Raw genomic sequence first — 25,632 nt, forward strand, 5'->3', positions numbered from 1 at the left:
CATTTTTTGTGAAGTTTTTCATATTATTACTATGCGCAAAAAAGGAAGTTCAAATTCGAACTTCCTTTTCTTTATCGGCAAATATCAAATTTTTTTTGATACAGCCCCATTTTTTATATTTTATAGTGTAATTAGGGGGTACACATATAAAAATTATTGTTTATTTTATTTTGAAATAGCATTTTGAGCAGCATTTTCACCAGCTAATCTTCCTGATGTATATGCAAATCCTAAAGTACCACCTTCAAACATTACATAATTATTACCATATAATCCACCTGCATCAGCCCCAGCAACCCAAAGATTTTCTATTGGATTTCCTTCTTCATCTACAGCTTGGATATTTTCATTTATCTTAACTCCACCTAGGGTTCCTAAACATCTTAAATCAACTTTAACAGCATAGAAAGTACCTTCTTCTAAAGAATACATATATTTAGACTCTTTATAGAATTGAGTGTCTTTACCGTTTTTGCACATTTCATTATAGTTATTAACTTCCTCAACTAAATATGGAGCATTGATTAATTCAGCTAGTTTTTCAATAGAATCAGCTTGAAATGCTACACCACACTTTACTGCATCTTCAATTGTTGAACTATAATCATAAGGAGTTCTATTAGTTTCACACATAGCATCTAAATCTTTAACATGTCCAGCTTCTTGATATGTTAAACCTTGCCCATATAAATGTCCCCATCTGTCAGCAAATACTTCTGCAAGACCTTTTTCAGCTACTTCATTTATTATTGAATCATTTAGTATTATATACATGTCTCCATCTGGTTGATTATACATATATGTTCCTAATGCAGCACTTTCATAAGCTTCTTCTTCATTACAGAATCTTTCCCCTCTATTATTTACGAATAAAAGAGGATTACGTACAAGTTCTGTCAATTTTGATGAGTTTTCCATTTGTTTTGCTTCTGGACCATATTTCATTCCAAACCATTGAGCAACTTCTATCCCCTCTTCAGCAGCACCAGCACTCCATGCCATATTTAATCCATCACCAGTAGCAGTTCCAATAAGTCCTGTCCCAGCTTTTTCCCCAAATACCTCTGCCATCATTTCAGCATTTCCACCGAACCCACCTGTTGCTAATATTACTGATTTAGCATTTATTTTTAGTGTAGTTCCATCAGCTTTTTTAGCTATAACTCCAGCAACTTTATTATCTTTATCAAATATTAATTCTTCTCCTGGAGTTTCATATAAAACTTGTCCCCCATTATCTACAACTTTATCATGTAAAGTTTGTATAGCTACTGATCCACCATCTTGATAATAGTGAATAGTTGAAGGCATTCCTACGTGAGCATATTGGGCTCCCGCACCTGAATCCATAAGTAATAAGTTAACACCATTTTCCTCTAAGTAATTAACTGTTTTACCTGCTTCATCTATTATCTTAGTTATAAGTCTGCTATTAGCATAATAACTACTATCTTTTACATACTGTTCGTATAGCCATTCTTTATCTACTTCTTTACCAGCCTCTTTTTGTTGGTTACTATCTGCTGCAAATAATCCCCCAGCCATAGTCCCTGCTCCACTTACAGTACCAGCCTTCTCTAAAAGTATTACTGATGCTCCATTATTAACTGCTGCTAAAGCTGCCAATGAACCTGAAGCTCCAGCCCCTACAACTACAACATCTGTTTCAATTTCTTCAACCTTATTTTCAGATTCTGATTCTGTTTTCGTTTTTAAAACATCAATATTTCCTCCTGCTTCAGTAGCACATTTTTCAACTGCTTCTAATAAAGCATTAGAAGAGTTTGTCGCTCCTGATACAACATCGACAGCCAAAGTTTGTCCGTCAACTATTTGTGATATAACCTTATCCATAGCTATATCACCTAATCCTTCAGTTTCTTTACTTTCGATAACAGAAATTCCTACTATGCTGCTTTCATTAAATTCAACCTCTACTGTTATGTCTCCATTATTTCCTGTAGCGATAGCAGTATATTTTCCTGATTTATATGTATTTGAACTACTATCTGTTCCACCACTATTTGTATTAGTATTACTACATCCAACCACACTTAGTCCCATGACTATAGATAACACTAAAGCTGCAATCTTTTTCATTTAAAATCTCCCCCATACTATAATTTTCTTTACAAGGAAATTTTAAACTAATGTGTTAGACACTAGTCAATAACTTTGTTAAATTTTATTCATTGTATAGGTATCCAAAATATATAATGTACTTCTCTGCAATTTATCTTTTTATTAAAAGAATCTATTCCAGCCTCTAGAAACATATCTCCAACTACTTTTAATTTTTTTCTCTTAACCTCATTAATTACTTCCTCTAACGCTTCAATGCTAGATCCATTATAAGGTTTAGCTACAACATATCTATAGCATTTTTGAGGCTTAATATACTCAACAGGATATGTACAGTTAATACCTATGTTATTAGCAGTATCTTCACCTATGACTAATCCCCATTGGTAATTTATTGATTTCTCATTAGTAAAATAATCTTTAGGAACCTTTAAAGCCTTTGTAACAAAAGGAAAATATTCAATCCATTCCTTAATTCTTTCCTTAGTAATTTCATCTTGGTCAAATTCAGCATTTTCAGTTTGCTTCAAAAAATAGAACCCTGGTGAAATCACTATAGTTATTTTATCTTCGCATTTTTTAAAAAGCTCGCACTGTTCTTTTAATTCAATAATTCTCTTATTCATACTATTCAATTTTATTATCTCTTTCTCAATATCCTTAGCTTTATTATCTAATGTTGCTTGTATTTCTTCCAAAGAATATTCATTCATAATCTTAGCAGAATCCCTAATTGTGAATCCCATATTTCTAAATCTTTTACTAGCCAAAATACGCTCACCATGTTGAATTGTATAAAATCTATACTTACAATCCTGTTCCTTAATAGGATTAATTATTCCATACTTCTCATAATGTTTAACCAAATCTACAGTTACTCCCATTTCCTCAGAAAACTCTTTAATCTTATACCTTTTTCTTATTGTCATATTATCTCCTATTTTGCAAATACTCTCGTTTATAATATAACAATTATATTATATACTAACTAATTTTCAAATATTAATCTTTTATAATCAGTTAAAATATAAGGAAGTGGATAAACCACTTCCCTCTATTTCTTTACTAAATCATTTTCTTCTATTTCTTTTTCTTGTACTTTCATATTCTTATTTTTATTTTCTACATTTTCCTTCCATAGTGGTTCTGCTCTCTTAGCCCAAGTTAATCCATAATTTATAGTTTTCTTACATAAATCATCCACATCTTCTGGGTCTATAAATTCTGTTGATTTAGCTCCTGAATTTTTAACCATCTCTGCAATTTTAGGTGCATTATCTAATATAGGACAAGGTCTAAACTGATTATTATTAAATGGTTGATTTTTTTGATATTCTCTAAACAAAGGTTGTCCTAGAGCTTCAAGTAAAGACACTTCTTTTATATTAGCATTTGAATAATGACAGAATACACAAGGTTCTACATCTCCATTAGCATTAATATGGCAGTATCTTCTTCCCCCTGCAACACATCCACCAACATATTCTGCATCATACCAGAAATCCATATTAAATATAGGTTTTGTATTACGCCATGCTCTTATAGTTCTATACAGTTTTTCTCTTTGGTCTGGGGTTGCCATTAATGAAGTATCTGTCTTACATCCTATTGGCATAAATGTAAAATACCAAGAGAAATAAGCACCCTTATCTATCATTAAATCTATAAATTCTTCTGACAATACGCTATCACAGTTTGCAGTTGTAAAACATGTTGAAAAACCAAAAGGTATTCTATTAGATTTCATTAAATCCATAGCTCTCATAATGTCTTTCCATGAACCTTCACCCCTTCTACCATCTGTGGCATCATCAAAGCCCTCAACACTTATTGTTGGTACTAAATTTCCAACTTCTATTAAATCTTCACAGAATTTTTGATCTATTAATGTACCATTTGTAAACAACATAAATACACAATCATTATGTTTTTTTGCTAATTTTAATATATCGTTCTTTCTGACTAATGGTTCTCCACCAGTCATTATATAAAAATATATTCCTAACTCTTTACCGTCTGTAAATAGTTTATCTAATTCATCATAACTCAAATTTAATGATTTATTATAATCAGCGGCCCAACATCCTATACACTTCTTATTACAAGCTGTAGTAGGGTCTACTAATATTGTAAACGGAGTTTCATACCCATACTTTTCCTTACTTTGTGCAACTACTGACCATCCTTTAATTGATGCATTTAATAAAAAGTTTGTAAATACAGTTTCAACTATATGAGAGTCTACATTATTAACTAAATTACACATAAGTCTTGTCCAATTGTTATCTGGGTCTTTTAAGTATTCATCTACCATATCATATTGAGCTGTATATAAATTCTCAGTATCAAATTTCCTAAGCCATGATACAACCTTTGGTAAATTCTTTTCAGGGTCTTTTCTTAAATATCCTAGAACTTGCTTTATAGCTAATTGTTGAATTTTAAATTTTGGACTTATCATAAATACACCTCTCCTTTAAATGATTTGAAAATAATTTAAAATAACTTTTATACCAATACTTAATAAAATAATACCACCACAAATATCAATTTGTTTCTTATATTTATTACCGACGCAGTATCCTACCCACAATCCGTAAGCAACCAACAGCGTAGTTATTATAAATTGAATAATTATAGTCCTTATAAATCTAGTTTGCAATAATCCTAATCCAATTCCTAAAATAAGTGCATCTAAACTTGTTGCTAATGCTAAAGTTACACTACCTTTATACCCAAAAAACTCTTCCCTTCGTTCATCTATATTAGTATTTACGAATGCATTTTTAAAAGACTTAAAAGCTAAGAAAAATAAAATTATTGCTGAAAACCACTGATTCATCGATATTATTTTTTGATTTTCTATATTTAACATCGGGAATATAGCAATAAGCATTCCTATAATTAGCATTAAAGTTTGAATTCCTCCAAATATAATCCCCACTATAGCTGCATTTGATTTTTTCAAATTTCCTTGATTTGACCCCCTACATACAGCTACTGTGAATGAATCAAGTGCTAATCCAATAGCTACTATAATCACCTCAAATAAGCTCATTTTATCTAATTCCCTCCCTTCACTTTCATTATAGATATCAAATTTAGCTTTTTACACATATGATATTTTTTAAATGTATATTAAAACAAACGAAAAGACGACTTTGTAGCCGTACATATACAAATATATAAAATTGTAGTCATAGTCTATACTTTTGAAATCTTTGAATATATTAATTTTAATTACCCTTCTCCATTCATACAGTTAATCCTCTCATGTATAATGTCATCTAATGAATTAGTAACTAATATCTCATATTGCTTAGTTAAAGTCTTTGCTGATACCTTTAGTCCATCTTCTATCCATCTTTTTATAATAAACGTTAACCCTCTTGAGTAATATTCTGCTATATCATCTAGAGAAAACTGTTCTTCATAACCATTTTTGCTATTACCATATTGATTAAATAACTCTTTGAATATTTTATTTAAATTGCCGCTTATAATTTCCTCAAAAGAATTTTGTCCTGTTACTTTTATTGCTTTAAGATAAAATTCTTTGTTATTTTCAATTCTAGAAAACATATAGTGAATAGCTTCATAAGGCATCTTATTATTTATAAGCATTTCACTGCCTTTAAATATATCCTCATAGCATATTTGCTCCAAAACCTCATATTTGTCAGCAAAATGATTGTAGAATGTTGGCCTAATAAAACCAGCCTCATCAGTAATCATCTTAATAGTTATTTTATCAAAATCATAATTTAATATTAAGTTTTTAAAACTCTCTAATAATGCTTCATGAACATCTTCCTTTTTATTATTCATATGTCACCTTCACCTATATAAAATCTAATTTTATCTTTACTTGAAGTTAAATTATTAAATATTCTTTTCATAGATTTAATTATATTTTGTAATTAATAATTAAATCACCTCCATTTATAATGGAGGTGACTATTTCTTATTAATAAAATATTATTAAATTCAAGTGAATTTTATACTTAAAACACTGTAAATTAACTATTAACTTATATTAAATTTATTTTATAGCAAAAAATATAAATAGAGTGTTGAAATTACTTTCAACACTCTTAAATTAAAGTTTAAACTCTATTTATATAATTATTTTAAGATATATTTAGCAGCTTCTTCACCAGATATTCTTCCGAATACTACAGCAGCACAGTAAGCAGCACTTGAGTTAGCAACTTCACCAGCAGCATATAAACCTTCAATAACTTCATCATTGTTGTTTAATACTTCTGCCTTTTCGTTAGCAGCAACTCCACCTTTAGTCATGTGAACACCAGCTTCGAACTTAACACCATAGTATGGTCCTTTGTCTATCTTATCAGATAAAGCTTTTTCTCTGAATGGATCAGCTATTTCACCATCAACAGCTTTGTTAGCAGTTTCAACAGTCTTAACTAAGTTTTCAGCATTGATTCCTAATTTTTCAGCTAATTCTTCTAAAGTATCAGCTTGTACATGGTATCCTAAAGCATTGTGCTTTTGTAATCTGTATGAATTTTCATATAAATCTTGATCGTAGATGTAGAATGCTCCACCTTCTTGATCTAATACAGCGTTACCTAGAGTTAATCCACCCTTAGTTTCATCTATGAATCTTTCACCGTTCTTGTTAACATATATAGTAGATCCGCCACCAGTTAAGTCTCTTCTACCACTTATGATGTTAGGGAATATTCTTATGTTGTCCATTTTTTCTAACTTAATATCATTTTCTATGAATACTGGAATGAAATCACCAGTAGTACCCATTTGGTTAGAAGTTTCTAATCTTTCTGTTCCTGGAGCGTATTCAGCTAATAATTCTTTATTGTTAGAGAATCCACCTGTTGCCATTATTACAGCATCAGCTTTTATGTCATAGTATCCTTCTTTACATTCAACCTTAACACCAGTAGCTTTTCCGTCTTCTATTATTAAATCAAGACCCTTAGTACCTGTTCTAACATCTATTCCTAATTCATTAACCTTTTCTTCCATCTTAGCTTGGATGTGTTCCCCAGCATAAGCATCAGCTTCAGCCATGTGGCTTCTTCCTGAATAGTTGTAGTTTAAGTTAATTCCCATTTCTTTTAACCATGGTTCAAGTTCATAAGAACCTTGTGCTTGAGCCATTAATCTTTCATCTGTATCCCAAGCTCCACCATCTTTTAAATCAGCTACTAAAGCTTCTGGAGTATCTTCTATACCGTTAGCTTTTTGAGCTTCTGTGTTTATTAAGTCATAGAAGTTCATATCGAACTTACCGTTACCACTTAATATATCTAATTTTTCTATAACTATTACATCTTCAACACCATTTTGTTTAGCTTCTATAGCAGCAGATAAACCAGCAGGTCCTCCCCCTACAACAACTAATTGTGTCTTAACTTCTTCTAAATCTTTCTTTTCAACTTCTGGACCTTGAGTATCGAATGATATTTTATATTCTCCCATTCCAGCTTCTTTCATAGCTTCAGCTACTGCAGCTTTAACACCAAATGATGTGAATGTTGCACCTGATACGCTATCTACTACTGGGCTTTGAGCTTCGATTATTCTTTCTGTTAATATTGGTAAAGCTCTGTCGTATACAACTGAAGTCTCGTGGTTAGATACAACATTAATTCCTGTTATCTTTCCATCTTCAGTAGATAATTCAACTTTGATTTCTCCACCATATCCATGTCCAGCTCCTTGAGTTGTCTTAGCTCCTCCATTAGTTGTTGAGCAACCAGCTAATAATAAAGAAGCCATTGTTACTAAGCAAATAATTTTTTTCATAGTTCCCCCTAAAAAATCACTTTTTCTCTTATTAAGTTATTATTTTATCAATATAACCTTGCATGAATTATTTTAACATAATTTATAATAAAGTCAATAAAATTTCATTTAGAGTTAAAAAATACTGTGTAAAACGTTATTATTTACATTTTATTACTTTATTGTATTTTTATTTAAATAATTTTTAGATATTTTACATTTCTATAAATTTAATCTGAATTCAGCATACTATTAAATTTTTTTAATTATATTACCCTTTTGTTAATTTATTAATAAATATAACAATTAATTTATATATAAAAGAGGAGCATCCTTTTTTAAGGGCAGCTCCTCGATAATTACTTATTTATTTAATATGTGCTTAGCAGCTTCTTCACCAGATATTCTTCCAAATACTACAGCTGCACTATAAGCTTGGCTTGAACTTGTTACTTCACCAGCAGCATATAAACCTTCAACAACCTCGTTGTCATTGTTTAAAACTTCTGCTTTTTCATTAGCAACAACCCCACCTCTTGTCATATGTATAGCTGATTCTACTTGAACACCATAGTATGGTCCATTTTCATTTATAGTATTAGTAAATGCTTTTTCACGGAATGGATCTTCTATTTTTCCTTCAACAGCTTCATTAAATGTTTTAACAGTTGCTTTTAAGTTTTCAGCATCTATACCTAATTTTTCAGCTAATTCATCTAATGTTTCTGCTTTTGTATGGTATCCTAATTTAGTATGCTTTTGTAGACGATATGTATTATCGTATAAATCTTGATCATAAATATAGAATACTTTACCATCTGGTTGCTCTTGAATTGCCGTAGCCATTGTCATTTCTCTCTTAGTTTCATCTATGAAACGTTCACCATCTTTATTAACTAAAATAAATCCATCTGGTCCACCAGTTAAATCTCTTCTTGGTATATTAATGAATGGGAATACACGAGTAATATCCATATTATCTAATGCTATATCATTCTTTTCAAACACAGGAATAAAATCACCAGTAGTCCCCATTTGATTTGATGTTTGAAGTGTTTCTGTACCTGGAGCATATTTCGCTAGTAGTTCCTTATTACTAGAGAATCCACCTGTTGCTACTATTACAGCATCAGCTTTTATATCATAAGTTCCTTCTTTAGATTCAGCTTTAACACCAATAGCTTTTCCATCTTCCATTATTAAATCAAGACCTTTAGTTCCTGTTCTAACTTCTATTCCTAATCTATTAATTTCTTCTTCCATTTTTTCTTGAATATGCTCTCCAGCATACGCATCCCATTCTGTCATATGATTACGAGTATCAAAGTTATAATTTAAATTTATTCCCATATCACGTAACCATGCATCTAATTCATAAGAACCTTCTGCTTGAGCAAGTATACGTTCATCAGTATCCCATGCCTTTTTAGTTTCTTTTAAATATTTAACAAAATCTTCGACTGTATCTTCTATTCCATTAGCTTTTTGAGCTTCTGAATTAATAAGGTCAACAAAGTCTAAGTCAAATTTACCATTACCACTTAATATATCAAGTTTTTCAATTACTATAATATCTTCAACACCATTTTGCTTAGCTTCTATAGCAGCAGATAAACCAGCAGGTCCTCCCCCTACAACAACTAATTGTGTCTTAACTTCTTCTAACTCTTTCTTTTCAACTTCTGGACCTTTAGTATCGAATGATATTTTATATTCTCCCATTCCAGCTTCTTTCATAGCTTCAGCTACTGCAGCTTTAACACCAAATGATGTAAATGTTGCACCTGATACGCTATCTACCTCTGGGCTTTGAGCTTCCACTATTCTTTCTACTAATATTGGCAATGCTCTGTTAAATACAACTGAAGTTTCTTCATTAGATAAAACTTTAATATCTTTTATTTCTTTTCCTTCAGTTACTAACTCTACTTTAATATCTCCTCCATAACCATGTCCAACTCCTTGCGTTGTCTTAGGTCCATTGTTCGTCGAACAACCAGCTAACATTAAAGAAGCCATTGTTACTAAGCAAATTATTTTTTTCATATTTCCCCCTAAAAAACCTTTTTCTTTTGTTAATGTTATTAAATAGTTAAATTATTAACTTTTTATAGAATAATATTAACACATTTTCACACAAAGTCAACAACTTATACACAAACAAAACAGATTTTATTCATTTTAAATTCACATTTTGCATAATTATTCTTATAAATATACTTTCTGGATAATTAATATTTTAACAATTCGTTTTGTCATCCCCCATTTTTTATCATAATAAAAAAGAGTGTGAATTATATTCACACTCCTTCTAATTTAACTAAACTATTTCTTAAAAATTACTTCTCATTCTTTAATGAACACATTTCTCCGCTACTCTACGAAATGCGGACTTAAATTCTAAGTTCAATCTCCTATTTCACTAAGAATTTAATGTCTCCTTGACAAGTAAAGCTACGTTCTCAGCAGTAGGATTCAGCAAATCACTCACTTTGTTCGCTCTTTGGCATCCCTTGCATGGAACGTGCTAATTACTTTTCACCCTTTAATGAACACATTTCTCCGCTACTCTACGAAATGTGGACTTAAATTCTAAGTTCAATCTCCGATTTCACTAAGAATTTAATGTCTTCTTGACAAGTAAAGCTACGTTCTCAATATGAGCTGTATGTGGGAACATATCTACTGGTTGAACCTCTAATGTCTTATAGCCATTTTCATCTAGTATAGCTAAATCTCTAGCTAAAGTACTTGGGTCACAGCTTACATATACTATTCTCTTTGCATCTATATTGCTTATAGCATCTAATAATTTCTTGTCACAGCCTTTTCTTGGTGGATCTACAACTACTACATCAGCCTTTACCCCTTTATTTATTAAGTCTGGTATAACTACCTCTGATTCACCAACAAAGAATTCAACATTCTCTACATTATTCTCCTTAGCATTTATCCATGCATTATCTATAGCTTGAGGGATTATTTCTACTCCATAAACCTTCTTAGCTTTCTTTGATAAAAATAAAGTTATAGTTCCTGTTCCACAATAAGCATCAAATACTGTCTCATTACCTGTTAACTTAGCATATTCTAATGCCTTCGAATATAATACTTCTGTTTGAGTAGGATTAACCTGGAAGAATGATAGTGGAGATATATTAAATCTAAATTCTCCTATATAGTCTGATATTGTATCTTCTCCCCAAAGAGTCTTTGATTCAAGACCTAAAATAACATTTGTAGACTTTGAATTTATATTTTGGATTATGCTCTTTATTCCTGGAACATTATCTTTAATAATATTTACGAACTCATCTTTATAAGGTAATTTATCACCATTAGTGACTATTACAACCATTACTTCATTAGTTGTAAAACCACGTCTTATCATTATATGTCTTAATATTCCATTTTCATCATATTGTCCATCAACATTATATGGTTTTATATTATTTTTAATTATCCACTCTCTAGTTAACTCAACCACTTTATCTGCTAACTCATCTTGAATAAGACAATTTTTCATATCTATAATTTCATGGCTTCTCTCCGCAAAGAAACCTATCTTTAATTCTCCATTAACAAGTCCTATAGGTAATTGAACCTTATTTCTATATCTCCAAGGGTCATTCATCCCAAGTGGATACTTTACTAATTCAGGATTTAATTTTCCTATCTTTTCTATACAGTCTTTAACTCTATTATGCTTAAAGTCTAGTTGTGATTTATATGAACTATGTTGAAGCTTACACCCTCCACATCTCTTATATACATCACACTTTGGATTGCATCTATCAGCAGAGGATTCAATTACCTCTATTAATTTTCCATATGCATAATTCTTTTTAGATTTAATTATCTTAACTCTAACTTTTTCACCAACTAAAGCACCTTGTATAAAAACAGGAAAAGTATCATTAATCTTAGCGACTCCTTCTCCTTCATACCCTTGAGATACTATATCTAAAATATATTCTTTATTCTTTTCTACCATCTATAATCTTCTCCTTTTAAATAAAGTGCAAAGCACTTTATTTATGGCAATTTATTTCTTTTAAGCTAACAAACATAACTATTCTATCATATACTAATATGGTTCTCTACTTAATTTGTACTATTCTAAATTTTGGATAAAAAAAATACACCTTACGGTGCATTTTTCGGAATCAGTTGCCACACTGTTACCATTATAATCTCTCCACGAAATTTCAATGATATTAACATTATAGCCTAAAATCGCAACATAAATTGTTAACATTCTGTTAACTTTTTATATTTTTCATATTTTTGATGTATTTTATTGCATTTTTAACGGTATTTTATTTAAATTTTGAATTTTTTCCTTCATTTTTTATATTCCTTATTAATATCCCCATATACCTAACCATTTTGTTAATAAATTATAAAAGAAAATAATCAATAATTCTTTCCCCATTTATCTTTCATATACTTAGACGTACCTTTTTTTAATTCTGACATAAAAACATAAAAAAAGAAGCACAGAAATTTCTGTACTTCTTCTTTTATATAAATTATTCTATTACACTTACTTTTAAAAGGTTAGTTGATCCAACTTGACCCATACCAGCAGCTATAACAATTGTATCACCTTTTTTAGCGAATCCATTTTCTACTGCTAATTCTGTAGCTCTTTCTATTCTTTCATCCATAACCTTTTTGTGCTCAGCAACTATTGGGTATACTCCAAAGTTGAACGCTAAGCTCTTAGCAACTTTTTCTGTTTCAGTTACAGCAACTACAGCACAGTCTGGTCTGCATTGAGAAATTCTTCTTGCAGTAGCTCCACTCTTAGTTGAGCAAACTATTGAAGCAGCTTGTAATTCATTAGCAGCGTTGCAAGCAGCTCTTGATATAACTCCTGATATAGCAGGAATGTGCTTCTTAGCCTTTGAAACAGCTGTTTCATAGCTTAATTGTCTTTCAGTTTCAACAGCTATCTTAGCCATAGTTTGAACTGATTCTACTGGCCAATCTCCGTTAGCTGATTCTCCTGATAACATTATAGCATCTGTACCATCTAATATTGCGTTAGCAACGTCAGAAACTTCTGCTCTTGTTGGTCTTGGGTTTCTCATCATTGAGTCTAACATTTGAGTTGCAGTAACAACTATTTTTCCAGCATTGTTACATTTTTCGATCATCATCTTTTGAACTGCTGGTAATTTTTCGAATGGTATTTCAACTCCTAGGTCTCCTCTAGCAACCATTATACCGTCTGAAACTTCGATAATTGAATCTATGTTGTCAACACCTTCTTGGTTTTCTATCTTAGAGATTATTAGGATGTGTTCTCCACCATTTTCGTTTAATATCTTTCTAATAGTTTCAACGTCTGATGCTTTTCTTATGAATGATGCAGCAACAGCGTTAACTCCCATTTCACAACCGAATTTTAAGTCAGCTATATCTTTTTCAGTTAAAGCTGGTAACTTAATTGATACTCCTGGAACGTTAACTCCTTTGTGAGTAGCAACAAATCCTGTATTTTGAACAACACAGTGGATTTGATTTCCATCTATTGATTCAACTGTTAATCCAACTAAACCGTCATCTATTAATATAGTATCTCCTGGTTTAACATCATTAGCTAATCCAGCATAAGTTACTGAACATTCTTGAGTGTTACCTATAACATCTCCACCTGCGTGTACAGTGAATTTATCTCCTGCTTTTAATTCAACCTTCTTAGGCTCGAATTTACCAGTTCTGATTTCTGGTCCTTTAGTATCTAACATAACAGCAATTTGCTTATTGTGCTTCTTAGCTAATTCTTTAACTAAGTTAATTCTATCTGCATGCTCTGCGTGATCACCATGTGAAAAGTTGTGTCTTGAAACGTTCATTCCTGCTTCAATTATTTGTGATAATACTTCTGGTTTTTCACTAGTTGGACCTATAGTACATATTATTTTAGTTTTTCTCATGTAAATAACACTCCTTCTTGATTTAGTTTTATATCTATTAACAAAGCTTGTTACTTTGATATTTCCTCTGAAATAGAGAATAATTTATCATCAAATTTTCTACCTAAAGCTAAAGCTTCATCTATATCTTGGTCAAAAATTTGGTTTTCCTTAATTCCGATAACTCTTGAAGTTTTTCCTTCTAATAATACCTCAACAGCTTTTGATCCCATTCTTGAAGCTAACACTCTATCAAATGCAGATGGTGATCCACCTCTTTGAATGTGACCTAATATAGTTGCTCTTGTTTCAATTCCTGTTTGTGCTTCAACATATTTAGCTAAGTCATAAGCCCCGCCAATACCTTCTGCTAATAAAACTAGGTTATGAATTTTTCCAACTTCTTTACCTTGTTTTATTACGTTACATAATTCGTCTTTATCGAATCCTTTTTCTGGAGTTATTGTGTATTCAGCTCCACAAGCAACACCTGCATAAAGAGCTAAATCTCCGCAGTTTCTTCCCATAACTTCTACGATAGAAACTCTTTCGTGAGAACTTGAAGTATCTCTTATCTTATCTACACCTTCTATAACAGTATTTAAAGCTGTATCAAATCCTATTGTGTAATCTGTATAGCTTAAATCATTGTCAATAGTTCCTGGTAGCCCTATAGTCTTAACACCTAGTTTAGATAGTAATTTAGCTCCCATGAAAGAACCATCTCCACCTATAACAACTAAAGCGTCAACACCATTTTTTGCTAATAATTCAGCAGCTTCTTTTCTTACTTCTTCTTGTTTAAATTCTAAACATCTAGCAGTTCTTAATATTGTACCACCTCTATGGATTATGTCTGATACTGATGATCTATCCATTTCAAATAATTCACCATTAATTAATCCTGCATATCCTCTTTGAACTCCAACTACTTCTAGGCCATGATGTAGTGCAGTTCTAACAACAGCTCTTATTGCTGCGTTCATTCCAGGTGCATCTCCACCACTAGTTAAAACAGCTATCTTTTTGATACTCATAAAATATTCCTCCTCGTCACCATGGTGGTCTGTGCATGTCCCACCTAGTTTGAAATATTCCTCTATATTATTATTTTATTATTAACTTTTTATTACCTTTTTTATTTTACTTGCAAATATAAACTAATGCAACTAAAATAACCATCTTGTTTGTAGTTTTTTATCGATAAAATCTTGATTTCACTGTCTATTATACCCTAATGTTGACGAAAATATATACTTTTTTAATATGTATACTCTTATATATGCTCATTATTCAGCTATTTATTTCCATAAATGGAATTTTGTAAACTTTATCATTTTATATGTGTTACACTATTTATGTATTTTATTATTTTTTTGAGGATTTTTATAAAAAATAAAATAAGAGGTTATTATTAACCTCTTATTCTACTATTTTTATATTTTCTTCACCGTATAATTTATATAATTGGTCTAATAAATCATTATTTACTCTTACCCACATTTCTCTAGGCATCCTATAGTTTTTTCTATCATCTGCTGTAAAGATATATAAGGCAGAATCACCCTTATGTTCAGACGTTATTCCTATTAGACTTGGTTTCGTTTCTTTTGCCTTTTTAAGATTATCAACTCTTATAAATACTTTTGTTGAATTTACCTTTTCTAAAGGTTCTATAGTTTCACATATAAGTTTAACAGGTTCATCTTCCTTCATGCTTACTCTACCTTTAATTATAACCATACTATCTGGAGTAATTAAATTTCTTACCTTATCTAAAATCTTAGGAAACACTATTACTTCTATGCTCCCGCTTAAATCTTCAAGCTTTAAAAACGCCATAATCGAATTACTTCTAGTTACTTTTTGATTCACTTCAGCGATAATCCCACCAAGTATTACCTTATCTTCATCATGAATAGAGTACTCCTCACCATCAACACCTTCTAAATGAGCTTGTTGACATTTATAAATATCATCTATACTTATTGAAGTGTACATTTTTAAGCTTTGAACATATTCATCTAATGGATGCCCTGTCAGATACATACCTGTCATTTCTTTTTCCATAGCTAATAAGTTATTTTTTGAGAATTCATTTATATTTGGGTATTTTACTTCTGGTTCATTTATATTTTCCTCAACTAATCCAAATAAGCTTATTTGTCCATCTATATTTCTCTTTTTCTCATTAGATACACTATCCATTACCTTTTCATATACAGCTAAAAGCTTTGATCTAAATATCTTAAACTCATCAAAAGCCCCAGCCTTTATTAAACTCTCAACAGCTCTCTTGTTAATAGCTGATAAATCTATCTTATTTATAAAATCTACTAAAGATTCAAATCTACCTTTATCACTTCTTGAAGCTACTATACTTTCAACTACATTAAATCCAACATTTTTTATTGCAGCTAATCCAAATCTTATAGTATCACCTTTAACAGTAAATTTTGAATAACTTTCATTTATTGCAGGAGGAAGTACCTGTATCCCCTGACTTTCTGCAAAATTTATATAATGAGCTACTTTTTCAGCAGTTCCCATAACTGAATTTAACATTGCTGCTATCATTTCAACAGGATAATAATGCATTAGGTATGCAGTTTGATATCCAACAACTGCATATGCTGCTGCATGTGATTTGTTAAAAGCATATGAAGCAAAGTCCATCATTGAGTCAAATATTTTATTTGCAGCCTCTTCTGAGATTCCATTTCTTAAACATCCAGGAACTTCAACATTTCCATTGTCGTCAACTATACCATATATGAAGTTCTTTCTTTCTTGTTCCATAACACTATGCTTCTTCTTTGACATGGCTCTTCTAACCATGTCACTTCTACCAAGAGAGTAACCACCTAAATCTCTTACTATCTGCATTACTTGCTCTTGATACACCATTACTCCATACGTAACATCTAAAATACTTTCCAGCTCTGGTGTCTCATAGTGTACACTATCTTTGTTTCTCTTTCCTTCTATATATCTTGGTATTTCGGCCATTGGACCTGGTCTATATAGCGATATCCCCGCTATGATATCTTCTAAACAGTCTGGCTTCAATTCCTTCATGAAAGATGTCATTCCTGGTGACTCTAGCTGAAACACACCAGCGGTCTTACCTTCCCCAATCATTTTATAAACTTCTTTATCTTCAAAATCTATTTTATCTAAATCTATGTCTATACCTCTATTTTCCTTAATCATCTTAACTGCGTCATTCATAACAGTTAAAGTTCTAAGACCAAGGAAGTCCATCTTTAATAATCCAAGCTCCTCAAGAGTTGTCATATCAAATTGAGTTACTATAGACTCATCATTTTTTTGTAAAGGTACATATTCTACTAATGGTCTTGACGCTATAACAACACCAGCTGCATGAGTAGATGAGTGTCTTGGTAATCCTTCTAAAGTTTTACTAACATCTATTAGATTCCTTACTCTTTCTTCTGTATCATATATCTTCTTTAACTCTGGATTTAAATCAAGAGCCTTTTCAATTGTAATTCCAAGCATTGTAGGAATCATCTTAGCAACTCTATCAACTTCTGAATATGAGTAATTCATTGCTCTTCCTACGTCTCTAATACAAAGCCTTGCAGCCATTGTACCAAATGTAATTATTTGAGATACATTTTTCTCTCCATACTTTTCAACAGTATAATCAATTACTTCCTGTCTTCTTTCGTAACAAAAGTCCGAATCAATATCGGGCATACTAACTCTTTCTGGATTTAAAAATCTTTCAAAAAGTAAGCTATATTTTATCGGATTTATTTTTGTTATTCCTAAAGTATAAGCAACTATTGATCCTGCTGCTGATCCTCTTCCTGGACCTGTTGGAATTCCATTATCATTTGCATACTTTATAAAATCCCAAACTATCAAGAAGTAATCAACATATCCCATTTGATTTATTACTCCAAGCTCATAATTAAGTCTTTCAACATAACTTAAAGCCTCTTCATTAGAGTTACTAAACTCTCTTATCTCATCAAGATTTACTTCTTTCCCTCTAAACTCTTTAAATACATCATATCTATCTATAAGTCCGGCAAAACAAACCTCTTCTAAATAATCAAAATGTGTTTTATATTCTTCTGGTACAGGGAAATTTGGAAGCTTTGATACATGGAACTCATAATCAAAATTACATTGTTCTGCAATTTTAACAGTATTCTCTAATGCTTCTTTCGAATATGAAAATAAATCATACATTTCCTCTTGTGATTTTAAATAGAATTGGTCTGATGGATACCTTCTTCTATTAACATCATCAACGGTTTTTCCTGTTTGAATACACATCAATATGTCATGTGCTTTAGAATCGTCTTTATTTATATAGTGAACGTCATTTGTTGCTACTAAAGGTATTCCTGTCTCTTTAGATAACTTAATATTAGTATCGATAACCTTCCTTTGTTCTTGCATTCCATGGTCTTGTATCTCTAAATAAAAATCACCATGGAATATATCTTTATAAAGTAAAGCTACCTCTTTTGCTTTTTCATAGTTATCTTTTAAAATCCAGCTTTGTACTTCTCCTCCAAGACATGCACTTAATGCTATAAGCCCTTCACTATGCTGTCTTAAAAAGTCATGGTCAATTCTCGGTTTATAATAAAAACCATCTATTGAAGCTGTAGATACTATATTCATAAGATTTTGATATCCAACTTCATTCTTAACTAATAAAACTAAATGATGCGTACTATTATCTTTATCATTTATCTTTATGTCCTTAGACTTTGCAGCTACATAAACCTCACATCCTAATATAGGCTTTATGCCTTGTGCCTTTGCTTCTTTGTAAAAGGCAACACATCCATACATAACTCCATGGTCAGTAAGTGCTATACTTTCCATCCCAAGCTCTTTAGCTCTTGAGATAATCTTCTTTATCTTAGCAGAACTATCAAGCAAACTATACTCACTATGAAGATGTAAATGACAAAACTTCTTTTCACTCAAGGTATCACCTCACTTTTCCAATGCCATAAGGCGCTTTTCACTTTTAATTATGAAACTACTTCATAGTTTTACTAAATAAAAATAAATTGCTAAATTTAAATCAATTTGAATTCACTCATCAATTCTTAATTATTCATTCTTAACTATATTAGTAGTTTCCTGACCTTACTTCTTCTGCTATTTTTTCTATTTTTCGTAATCTATGGTTAATTCCTGATTTTCCTACTGGTGGATTTAGCATTTCACCTAACTCTTTTAAAGACTCATCAGGATAACTTAATCTTAATTCCGCTACTTCTCTTAAGTTTTTAGGTAATCTTTGAAGTCCTATTGTACTTTGAATTAATTTTATACTTTCTACCTGTCTTACTGCTGCATTAACAGTTTTACTTAAATTAGCAGTCTCACAGTTAACTAGTCTATTTACGTTATTTCTCATTTCCTTCATTATTCTTATATTTTCAAGTTCTAATAATGAAGTATGCGCTCCAACTATGTTTAGAAGGTCAACTATTTGTTCTCCTTCTTTTATATATATAATATGGCTGTTCTTTCTTTGAATAACTTTTGAACTTAAACCAAAAGAGTTTATTAGTTTACATAACTGAATAGCATATTCTTCACTATGAGTAACAAACTCTAAGTGATATGTTTTCTCTGGGTTACTAATGCTCCCCCCTCCAATAAATGCTCCTCGTATATACGCTCTCTTAAGTTCTTCTGTTTTAACCATCTCTGGCTCGATAGTATAATCTATAGTCAACACATCATCAACTTCTTTAAATATTCCTGTTTCTTTCAGTAATTCTCTTACGCCCATATCTTCTTCTATAAGAACCATATAAATATTGTTCTTTTTTAAAGAATTACTTTTTTTAACTAGAAGTTTTGAGTGTATATCAAAATAATCTTTTAATATCGTAAATATATGTCTCGCTGATGCTGGATTTTCTGTAGTTATTTTAAAGCTAAGTCCTTTTCCACTAAAACCAATAGTTCCACTTACCTTCATTATTGCTGATATCTCAGCTAAAGCCTCTTCTTTAGATATCTCTATATACCTACATATTTCTCCTTTAACTTTTGATGAAAATGACATACTTCTATTTCTCCTAACTATGTTTAAATATATTTTTTATTATATCATAAACTGACCCAACTGTGTCATAGAAAAACAATAACTATTAAAGGATAAATATAACTTTATTAAGAAAATGTACTTTTACTTTTAAAATAACAGGACTTAAAATAAAAACATGTCATTCAAATAGCTATAACTACTATTTAAATGACATATTTATATATCTACTTCTAATTCTTCATTAAATATTTTTATCTAACAAATAACTATTATACTATATTACTCTCTAGTATTTCTTTTTTCTCTCATTTTTTGAAGCGAATAAACATATTCCAGTATTTTTTCTTTATCCCATTTTAATTCTTTTTCTATCACAGTTTTCATTATTATATCAGCTAAATATTCTGAATCATGTTTAACATATCCTTTAGTTATCTTAACTAAGTTTTCTTCAACTATTTCTACACCTAAGCCTTTAATATTATCCCTATCCAATTCAACTAACTTTGAACCTTCTTTCAAATATCTTTCTTTAATATCATCCGGAATAGTACCATTATTAGCAATTACATAATCAACACATTTCTTGCCACCATAATTTATTAATGTTTTTAAATGATCAGCTGCTGTAAAGTCATCTGTTTCTCCTGGTTGAGTCATTATATTTGATATATATATTTTTATTGCATCACTTTCACATATTGTATCAGCTATATCAGTTACTAGCAGATTAGGAATTATACTTGTATAAAGACTTCCTGGCCCCATTATAATAGCGTCAGCTTCCTCTATTGCTTTAAGCGCATCAACTAAAGGTTTAGCATTTTCAGGATTTATCATAAGCTTTTTTATTTTAGACTTTCTTGCTATAGCCTCATCTGGTATTCTTGACTCTCCATCAATTTCATCACCATTTTCTAATATAGCTACAAGCTTCATATCATCAAGAGTTACCGGTAATACTTTACCTGTAACAGCAAGTACTGAACTCATTCTTTGTACAGCCTCTTCGAAATTATCACTTATCCCAGCCATTGCAGCTAAAAATAAGTTACCGAAGCTTTGCCCTTCAAGACTACCTTCTTTAAATCTGTATTGTAATAATTTCTCCATTATTGGTTCAGTATCTGCTAATGCTAATATACAGTTACGAATATCTCCTGGAGGAAGCATCCCAAAATCTTCTCTTATCTTTCCAGAACCTCCACCATCATCTCCAACAGTTACTATAGCAGTTATATTATTAGTGTAGTTCTTAAGCCCTCTAAGCATAGTCGAAAGACCTGTTCCCCCTCCAACTACTACTATCTTAGGACCACTTACAGAAAGTCTTTCATCATCTATTAAGTCTTCTACATTTTTATCATTAATAGTTATATTTATCTTATCGCTATTGATTAATCTTAATATAGATTTTAATCCTTCAGATATAGATATAACTATAACCACTACTCCCAATAACCCCAAAAATATACATACCATTTTTCTAGTTAAATCATATTCTTTATGAATAAATACTTCTCCTACTCCTAATGCAAGTAGTATAGTTCCGACGAAACCAAGTAATACCCATCTTTTTATTCTAGCTCCTGGTTTCATCAAGTAATCAAGTATCATAATTTTTTATCTCCCTTATGAACATCCTCTTTAATATCTCTATGCTCAACATACACATTATAGTTACTAGCATGTAACTTTTCATATATAGCATTTGCTATAGCTACAGATCTATGTCTTCCCCCTGTACATCCTATCGATACTATAAGCTGACGTTTTCCCTCTTTATTATAATTTGGTATTAAGAACTGTAACATATCTACAGCTTTTTCTAAGAATACCTTAGTTTCTTCCTGTTGTAATACATAATCTTTAACTGGTTCATCATTACCTGAATGAGGTTTTAATTCTGGAATGTAGAATGGATTAGGTATAAATCTTACATCAAATACTAAATCTGAATCTACAGGAATTCCATACTTAAATCCAAAACTTAATACAGTTATTGATAATTGCTTTTGTGGTGCTTCCACATCACCAAAATTCTTAAGCATTTCCTCTCTCAAATCTTTTATTGCGTATTTTGATGTATCTATTATTATATCTGCTTTCTCTTTTACTTCTCTTAATTTTTCTCTTTCTAGCTCTATTCCAGTTATTACTCTTCCTCCTGGAGATAATGGATGACTTCTTCTTTTTTCTTTAAATCTCTTAACAAGAACTTCATCAGAAGTATCTAAAAATAATATTTCATATTTAAATTGTTCCTTAGATAACTCCTTTAAGCTATCAAATAAGTCATCAAAGAATATACCACCACGTATATCTATTACTAAAGCTACTTTGTCAATCTTTCCATCACTTTGCTTACATACTTCAGCAAACTTTGTTATTAATGTTGGCGGAAGATTATCCACACAAAAATATCCCATATCCTCTAAACTATTAGTTGCTTCTGATTTCCCTGCCCCTGATAATCCAGTTACTATAATAAATCTCATCTTTTACCTCCACTTTATATAATTAAAAGTTACTAGTTAAGAATATAAAATCACTTCTTATCTTAAAACTTATTTATTAAAATTTAACTCTCATTAATCCCATCTAAGCTTTTCTTAACTATAATTACCTTACCAATTAAATTATATCACAATATATCCTATAAACAATTTTATATATTAACATCAAAGGCTTTACACAAATACTTTAGTAATTATTTCTATATATCTGATACTAAATTATAAAATAAAAGGCTTATCTTATTAAACAATTATAAGACGAGCCTTTTCTTATATAAAAATTATAAATCTTCACCAATTATTCTTACTTCTGTATGAAGCTCTACTCCAAACTGTTTCTTAACTTCATCTTGTATATGATGTATTAAATCAAGTATATCTTTAGCAGTTGCTCCACCTTTATTTATAACAAATCCTGAATGTTTTTCTGATATAGCTGCTCCACCTATACTATACCCCTTTAATCCAGCATCCTGTATTAGCTTCCCTGCAAAATATCCTTCAGGACGCTTAAATGTACTTCCTGCTGATGGATACTCTAAAGGTTGCTTTGATTCTCTCTTATTAGTTAAATCTGCAACTAAATCCTTAATAGACTTTACTATACCTTTTTCTAGTTTGAAGACTGCAGATAAAACTACATACCCTTTTTTCATAACTATCGATGATCTATAACCTAAATCTAATTCTTCATTATTTAAAGTAATTATCTCACCATTTTCATTTATAACATCTGCACTTTCTATTACTTGTGACATTTCTCCATTATAAGCACCTGCATTCATAAATACAGCTCCACCTACAGTTCCTGGGATACCACATGCAAATTCAAACCCTGTTAATGAATTTTCAACAGCCTTATCTGAAACCTGCTTTAGCATTGCTCCACACTCTGCTTCAATTCTTTCTCCATCTACAGTTATATTATTAACCTTAGTTAATGACATAACTACACCTCTAAATCCACCATCTTTAACTAATAAATTTGACCCATTTCCTATAACATAAAAAGGTATATTATTTTCCTTACAAATATTAACCGTTCTTATTATTTGCTCCTTATTTCTAGGAGTAACTAATATATCTGCAGGACCTCCTACCTTAAAATTTACATATTGGCTTAATTTTTCATTTATCTTAACATCTTCATCACTATAAAAACTAGTAAATAAATCCACGTAATTATTATACTTATTCATTATTGGCTCCTTATTTTTCGATATTCTCCATAGTTAAATAGTATAAATTAAATACTAATATTTAACAAGTGCTTTCACTTATATTCTATTTATTTCCATTAAAGTGATTATATATACTTTCTGCTGCTTTCTTATCTATTGATGGTGTTTCTAATATTTCCTCAAGTGTAGCTTCTCTTATCTTATCAACACTTCCAAATTTCATAAGTAATGCTCTTCTTCTTTTTTCTCCTACATATGGTATATCATCTAATATTGAATGTAACGTTCTTTTATCTCTTAAGCTTCTATGATAAGTAATTGCAAATCTATGAACTTCATCTTGTATTCTTCTTATCATCTGCATTAAATTTGATGACCTATTAATAATTAATTCTGTATTATTATATACAATTCCTCTAGTTTGGTGTTTATCATCCTTAACAAGTCCACAGACTGGTATATCTATATTAAGCTCCTTTAAAACTTCAAGAGCCACATTTACTTGACCTTTTCCACCATCCATCATTATTAAATCAGGAAATACCGAAAATTTTCCTGCTGAAAATTTTATTTTACTTTCTTGTATAGCTTTTATTTCTTCTAATCCGTGAGTAAATCTTCTTGTAAGTATTTCTCTCATGCTATCATAATCATTAGCACCTTTTACTGTCTTTATCTTAAATCTTCTATAATCACTATTTTTAGATCTACCCTCTTCAAAAACTATCATAGTTCCTACAGAATCAACACCTTGAATATTTGATATATCATATGCCTCAATCCTTGTTGGCCAATTTTCTAAATCTAATAGTTGTTGTAATTCCTCTAAAGAAATTCTATTTATTTCTTTTTCTCTAAAATATTTATCCTTAAACTTTTCTAATGTTATCTTAGCATTGTTTTTAACCATCTCTAGCATTTCCTTTTTCATACCCTTTTGCGGCACTTTAACAAATACTTTAGACCCTCTTTTTATAGATAAATATTCTTCTATTAAATCCTCATCTTGTATAGCTGGTACATATATCATCTTTGGAACTTTGGCTGTTCCTGAATAAAACGAAGTTATAAACTCTTGAAGCAATTCTTCAAGACTTTCATTTGCTGTATTTTCAAATATAAAATGTTCTCTTCCTAAAATCTTTCCATCACGTGAAAAAAATACTTGGATACAACTATCCTTCTCATCTTGATCTACATTAATAAAATCTTCATCGCCTTCCATAGTCTTAAAAATCTTTTGTTTTTCAACTATAGCTTCAATAGCTAAAATTTTATCTCTAAAAGATGCTGCTTTTTCAAATTCTAAATTCATAGATGCCTCTTCCATCTGTGATTTTAAATCTTTAACAACTACATTATCTTTCCCACTTAATATATCTATAATGTTATCTATCATCTTTCTATATTCATCTTTTGATATATGTCCTCCACAAGGACCTAAACATTTTTTTATATGATAATTTAAGCAAGGCCTGTACTTTTCACCATTCTCTTTTATTGATAACTTACAAGTTCTTATTGGAAATATCTTATTTATAAGATTTATTGTCTCATATACAGCACTTCCATTAGTATATGGCCCAAAGTACTTACTTCCATCTTTGGCATAATTTCTAGTTACAAAAACCTTAGGAAAATCATCTTGAAGTGTTACTTTAATAAATGGATAGAACTTATCATCTTTCAATAATATATTATATCTAGGACTATATTTCTTAATTAAGTTACATTCTAAAATTAAAGCTTCCATTTCAGAATCAGTTACTATGTACTCAAATTCAGCTATGTTTTTAACCATAACTCTAACCTTTTCAGAATGATTCTTAGAATTCTGAAAATAACTTTTAACTCTATTCTTTAAAACCTTAGCTTTTCCAACATATATAACTTCACCTAAAGAGTTCTTCATCATATAAACACCAGGCTTATCAGGAAGATTCTTTAAATGATACTCAAAATCAAACACTTAACCACCTCACTCCATAGTTAAAAGTTAAAATATAAGAGTTAAGAGTTTAGGATGAAACTGTATTCAGTTTCTAAAATTATGATATCCCCAAACCTTTAACTCTACAAAATTAATTACTAACTTA

The 25,632-nt window shown here is 30.5% G+C and carries 16 protein-coding genes; all 16 read right to left on the reverse strand.

The genetic code is table 11. The features are described from left to right. Window positions 1–165 precede the first annotated feature (165 nt). Complete coding sequence (locus tag ARA56_RS13575) at window positions 166–2,100, reverse strand: FAD-dependent oxidoreductase (protein WP_055267585.1); 1,935 nt, start codon at window positions 2,098–2,100, stop codon at window positions 166–168. Window positions 2,101–2,189: 89 nt separating this feature from the next. Then, the gene (locus ARA56_RS13580) at window positions 2,190–3,011 is read right to left on the reverse strand and encodes a MerR family transcriptional regulator (protein ID WP_055267587.1); all 822 of its coding nucleotides are present in this window, start codon (window positions 3,009–3,011) and stop codon (window positions 2,190–2,192) included. A 125-nt stretch (window positions 3,012–3,136) separates the two neighbouring features. Continuing rightward, the gene (locus tag ARA56_RS13585; RefSeq protein WP_055267589.1) at window positions 3,137–4,543 is read right to left on the reverse strand and encodes a radical SAM/SPASM domain-containing protein; all 1,407 of its coding nucleotides are present in this window, start codon (window positions 4,541–4,543) and stop codon (window positions 3,137–3,139) included. Between the two features lie 15 nt (window positions 4,544–4,558). Then, window positions 4,559–5,140, reverse strand: coding sequence for a manganese efflux pump MntP (locus ARA56_RS13590; RefSeq protein ID WP_055267593.1), 582 nt, complete (start codon window positions 5,138–5,140; stop codon window positions 4,559–4,561). 182 nt (window positions 5,141–5,322) lie between these two features. Continuing rightward, window positions 5,323–5,910 (reverse strand): TetR/AcrR family transcriptional regulator C-terminal domain-containing protein, encoded by a 588-nt coding sequence (locus tag ARA56_RS13595; protein WP_055267596.1) that lies wholly within the window; start codon window positions 5,908–5,910, stop codon window positions 5,323–5,325. A 297-nt stretch (window positions 5,911–6,207) separates the two neighbouring features. Beyond that, window positions 6,208–7,878 (reverse strand): FAD-binding protein, encoded by a 1,671-nt coding sequence (locus tag ARA56_RS13600; RefSeq protein WP_055267598.1) that lies wholly within the window; start codon window positions 7,876–7,878, stop codon window positions 6,208–6,210. 342 nt (window positions 7,879–8,220) lie between these two features. Beyond that, on the reverse strand, window positions 8,221–9,903 hold the full coding sequence (locus ARA56_RS13605) for an FAD-binding protein (RefSeq protein WP_055267600.1): 1,683 nt from the start codon (window positions 9,901–9,903) through the stop codon (window positions 8,221–8,223). 568 nt (window positions 9,904–10,471) lie between these two features. Next, window positions 10,472–11,851 (reverse strand): 23S rRNA (uracil(1939)-C(5))-methyltransferase RlmD, encoded by a 1,380-nt coding sequence (rlmD, locus tag ARA56_RS13610; protein WP_055267603.1) that lies wholly within the window; start codon window positions 11,849–11,851, stop codon window positions 10,472–10,474. 538 nt (window positions 11,852–12,389) lie between these two features. Next, complete coding sequence (gene pyk / locus ARA56_RS13615) at window positions 12,390–13,802, reverse strand: pyruvate kinase (RefSeq protein WP_055267605.1); 1,413 nt, start codon at window positions 13,800–13,802, stop codon at window positions 12,390–12,392. Between the two features lie 50 nt (window positions 13,803–13,852). Continuing rightward, on the reverse strand, window positions 13,853–14,812 hold the full coding sequence (gene pfkA, locus ARA56_RS13620; protein ID WP_055267675.1) for a 6-phosphofructokinase: 960 nt from the start codon (window positions 14,810–14,812) through the stop codon (window positions 13,853–13,855). 391 nt (window positions 14,813–15,203) lie between these two features. Continuing rightward, a complete protein-coding gene (locus tag ARA56_RS13625) occupies window positions 15,204–18,758 on the reverse strand; it encodes a DNA polymerase III subunit alpha (RefSeq protein WP_055267607.1) in 3,555 nt (1,184 codons plus the stop codon). Window positions 18,759–18,906: 148 nt separating this feature from the next. After that, complete coding sequence (gene whiA / locus ARA56_RS13630; protein WP_055267609.1) at window positions 18,907–19,857, reverse strand: DNA-binding protein WhiA; 951 nt, start codon at window positions 19,855–19,857, stop codon at window positions 18,907–18,909. Between the two features lie 261 nt (window positions 19,858–20,118). Then, window positions 20,119–21,456, reverse strand: coding sequence for a gluconeogenesis factor YvcK family protein (locus ARA56_RS13635; protein WP_172675774.1), 1,338 nt, complete (start codon window positions 21,454–21,456; stop codon window positions 20,119–20,121). Continuing rightward, the gene (rapZ, locus tag ARA56_RS13640; protein WP_055267612.1) at window positions 21,453–22,337 is read right to left on the reverse strand and encodes an RNase adapter RapZ; all 885 of its coding nucleotides are present in this window, start codon (window positions 22,335–22,337) and stop codon (window positions 21,453–21,455) included. Before rapZ ends, ARA56_RS13635 begins: the two co-directional genes overlap by 4 nt. A 299-nt stretch (window positions 22,338–22,636) precedes the next feature. Continuing rightward, a complete protein-coding gene (gene murB / locus ARA56_RS13645) occupies window positions 22,637–23,554 on the reverse strand; it encodes a UDP-N-acetylmuramate dehydrogenase (RefSeq protein WP_055267614.1) in 918 nt (305 codons plus the stop codon). A gap of 85 nt (window positions 23,555–23,639) precedes the next feature. Beyond that, window positions 23,640–25,505, reverse strand: a complete 1,866-nt coding sequence (gene uvrC / locus ARA56_RS13650; RefSeq protein WP_055267616.1) for an excinuclease ABC subunit UvrC — start codon at window positions 25,503–25,505, stop codon at window positions 23,640–23,642. Between the last annotated feature and the right edge of the window lie 127 nt (window positions 25,506–25,632).

It is taken from the genome of Clostridium disporicum, assembly GCF_001405015.1.
GTDB classification, from domain to species: Bacteria; Bacillota; Clostridia; order Clostridiales; family Clostridiaceae; genus Clostridium; species Clostridium disporicum_B.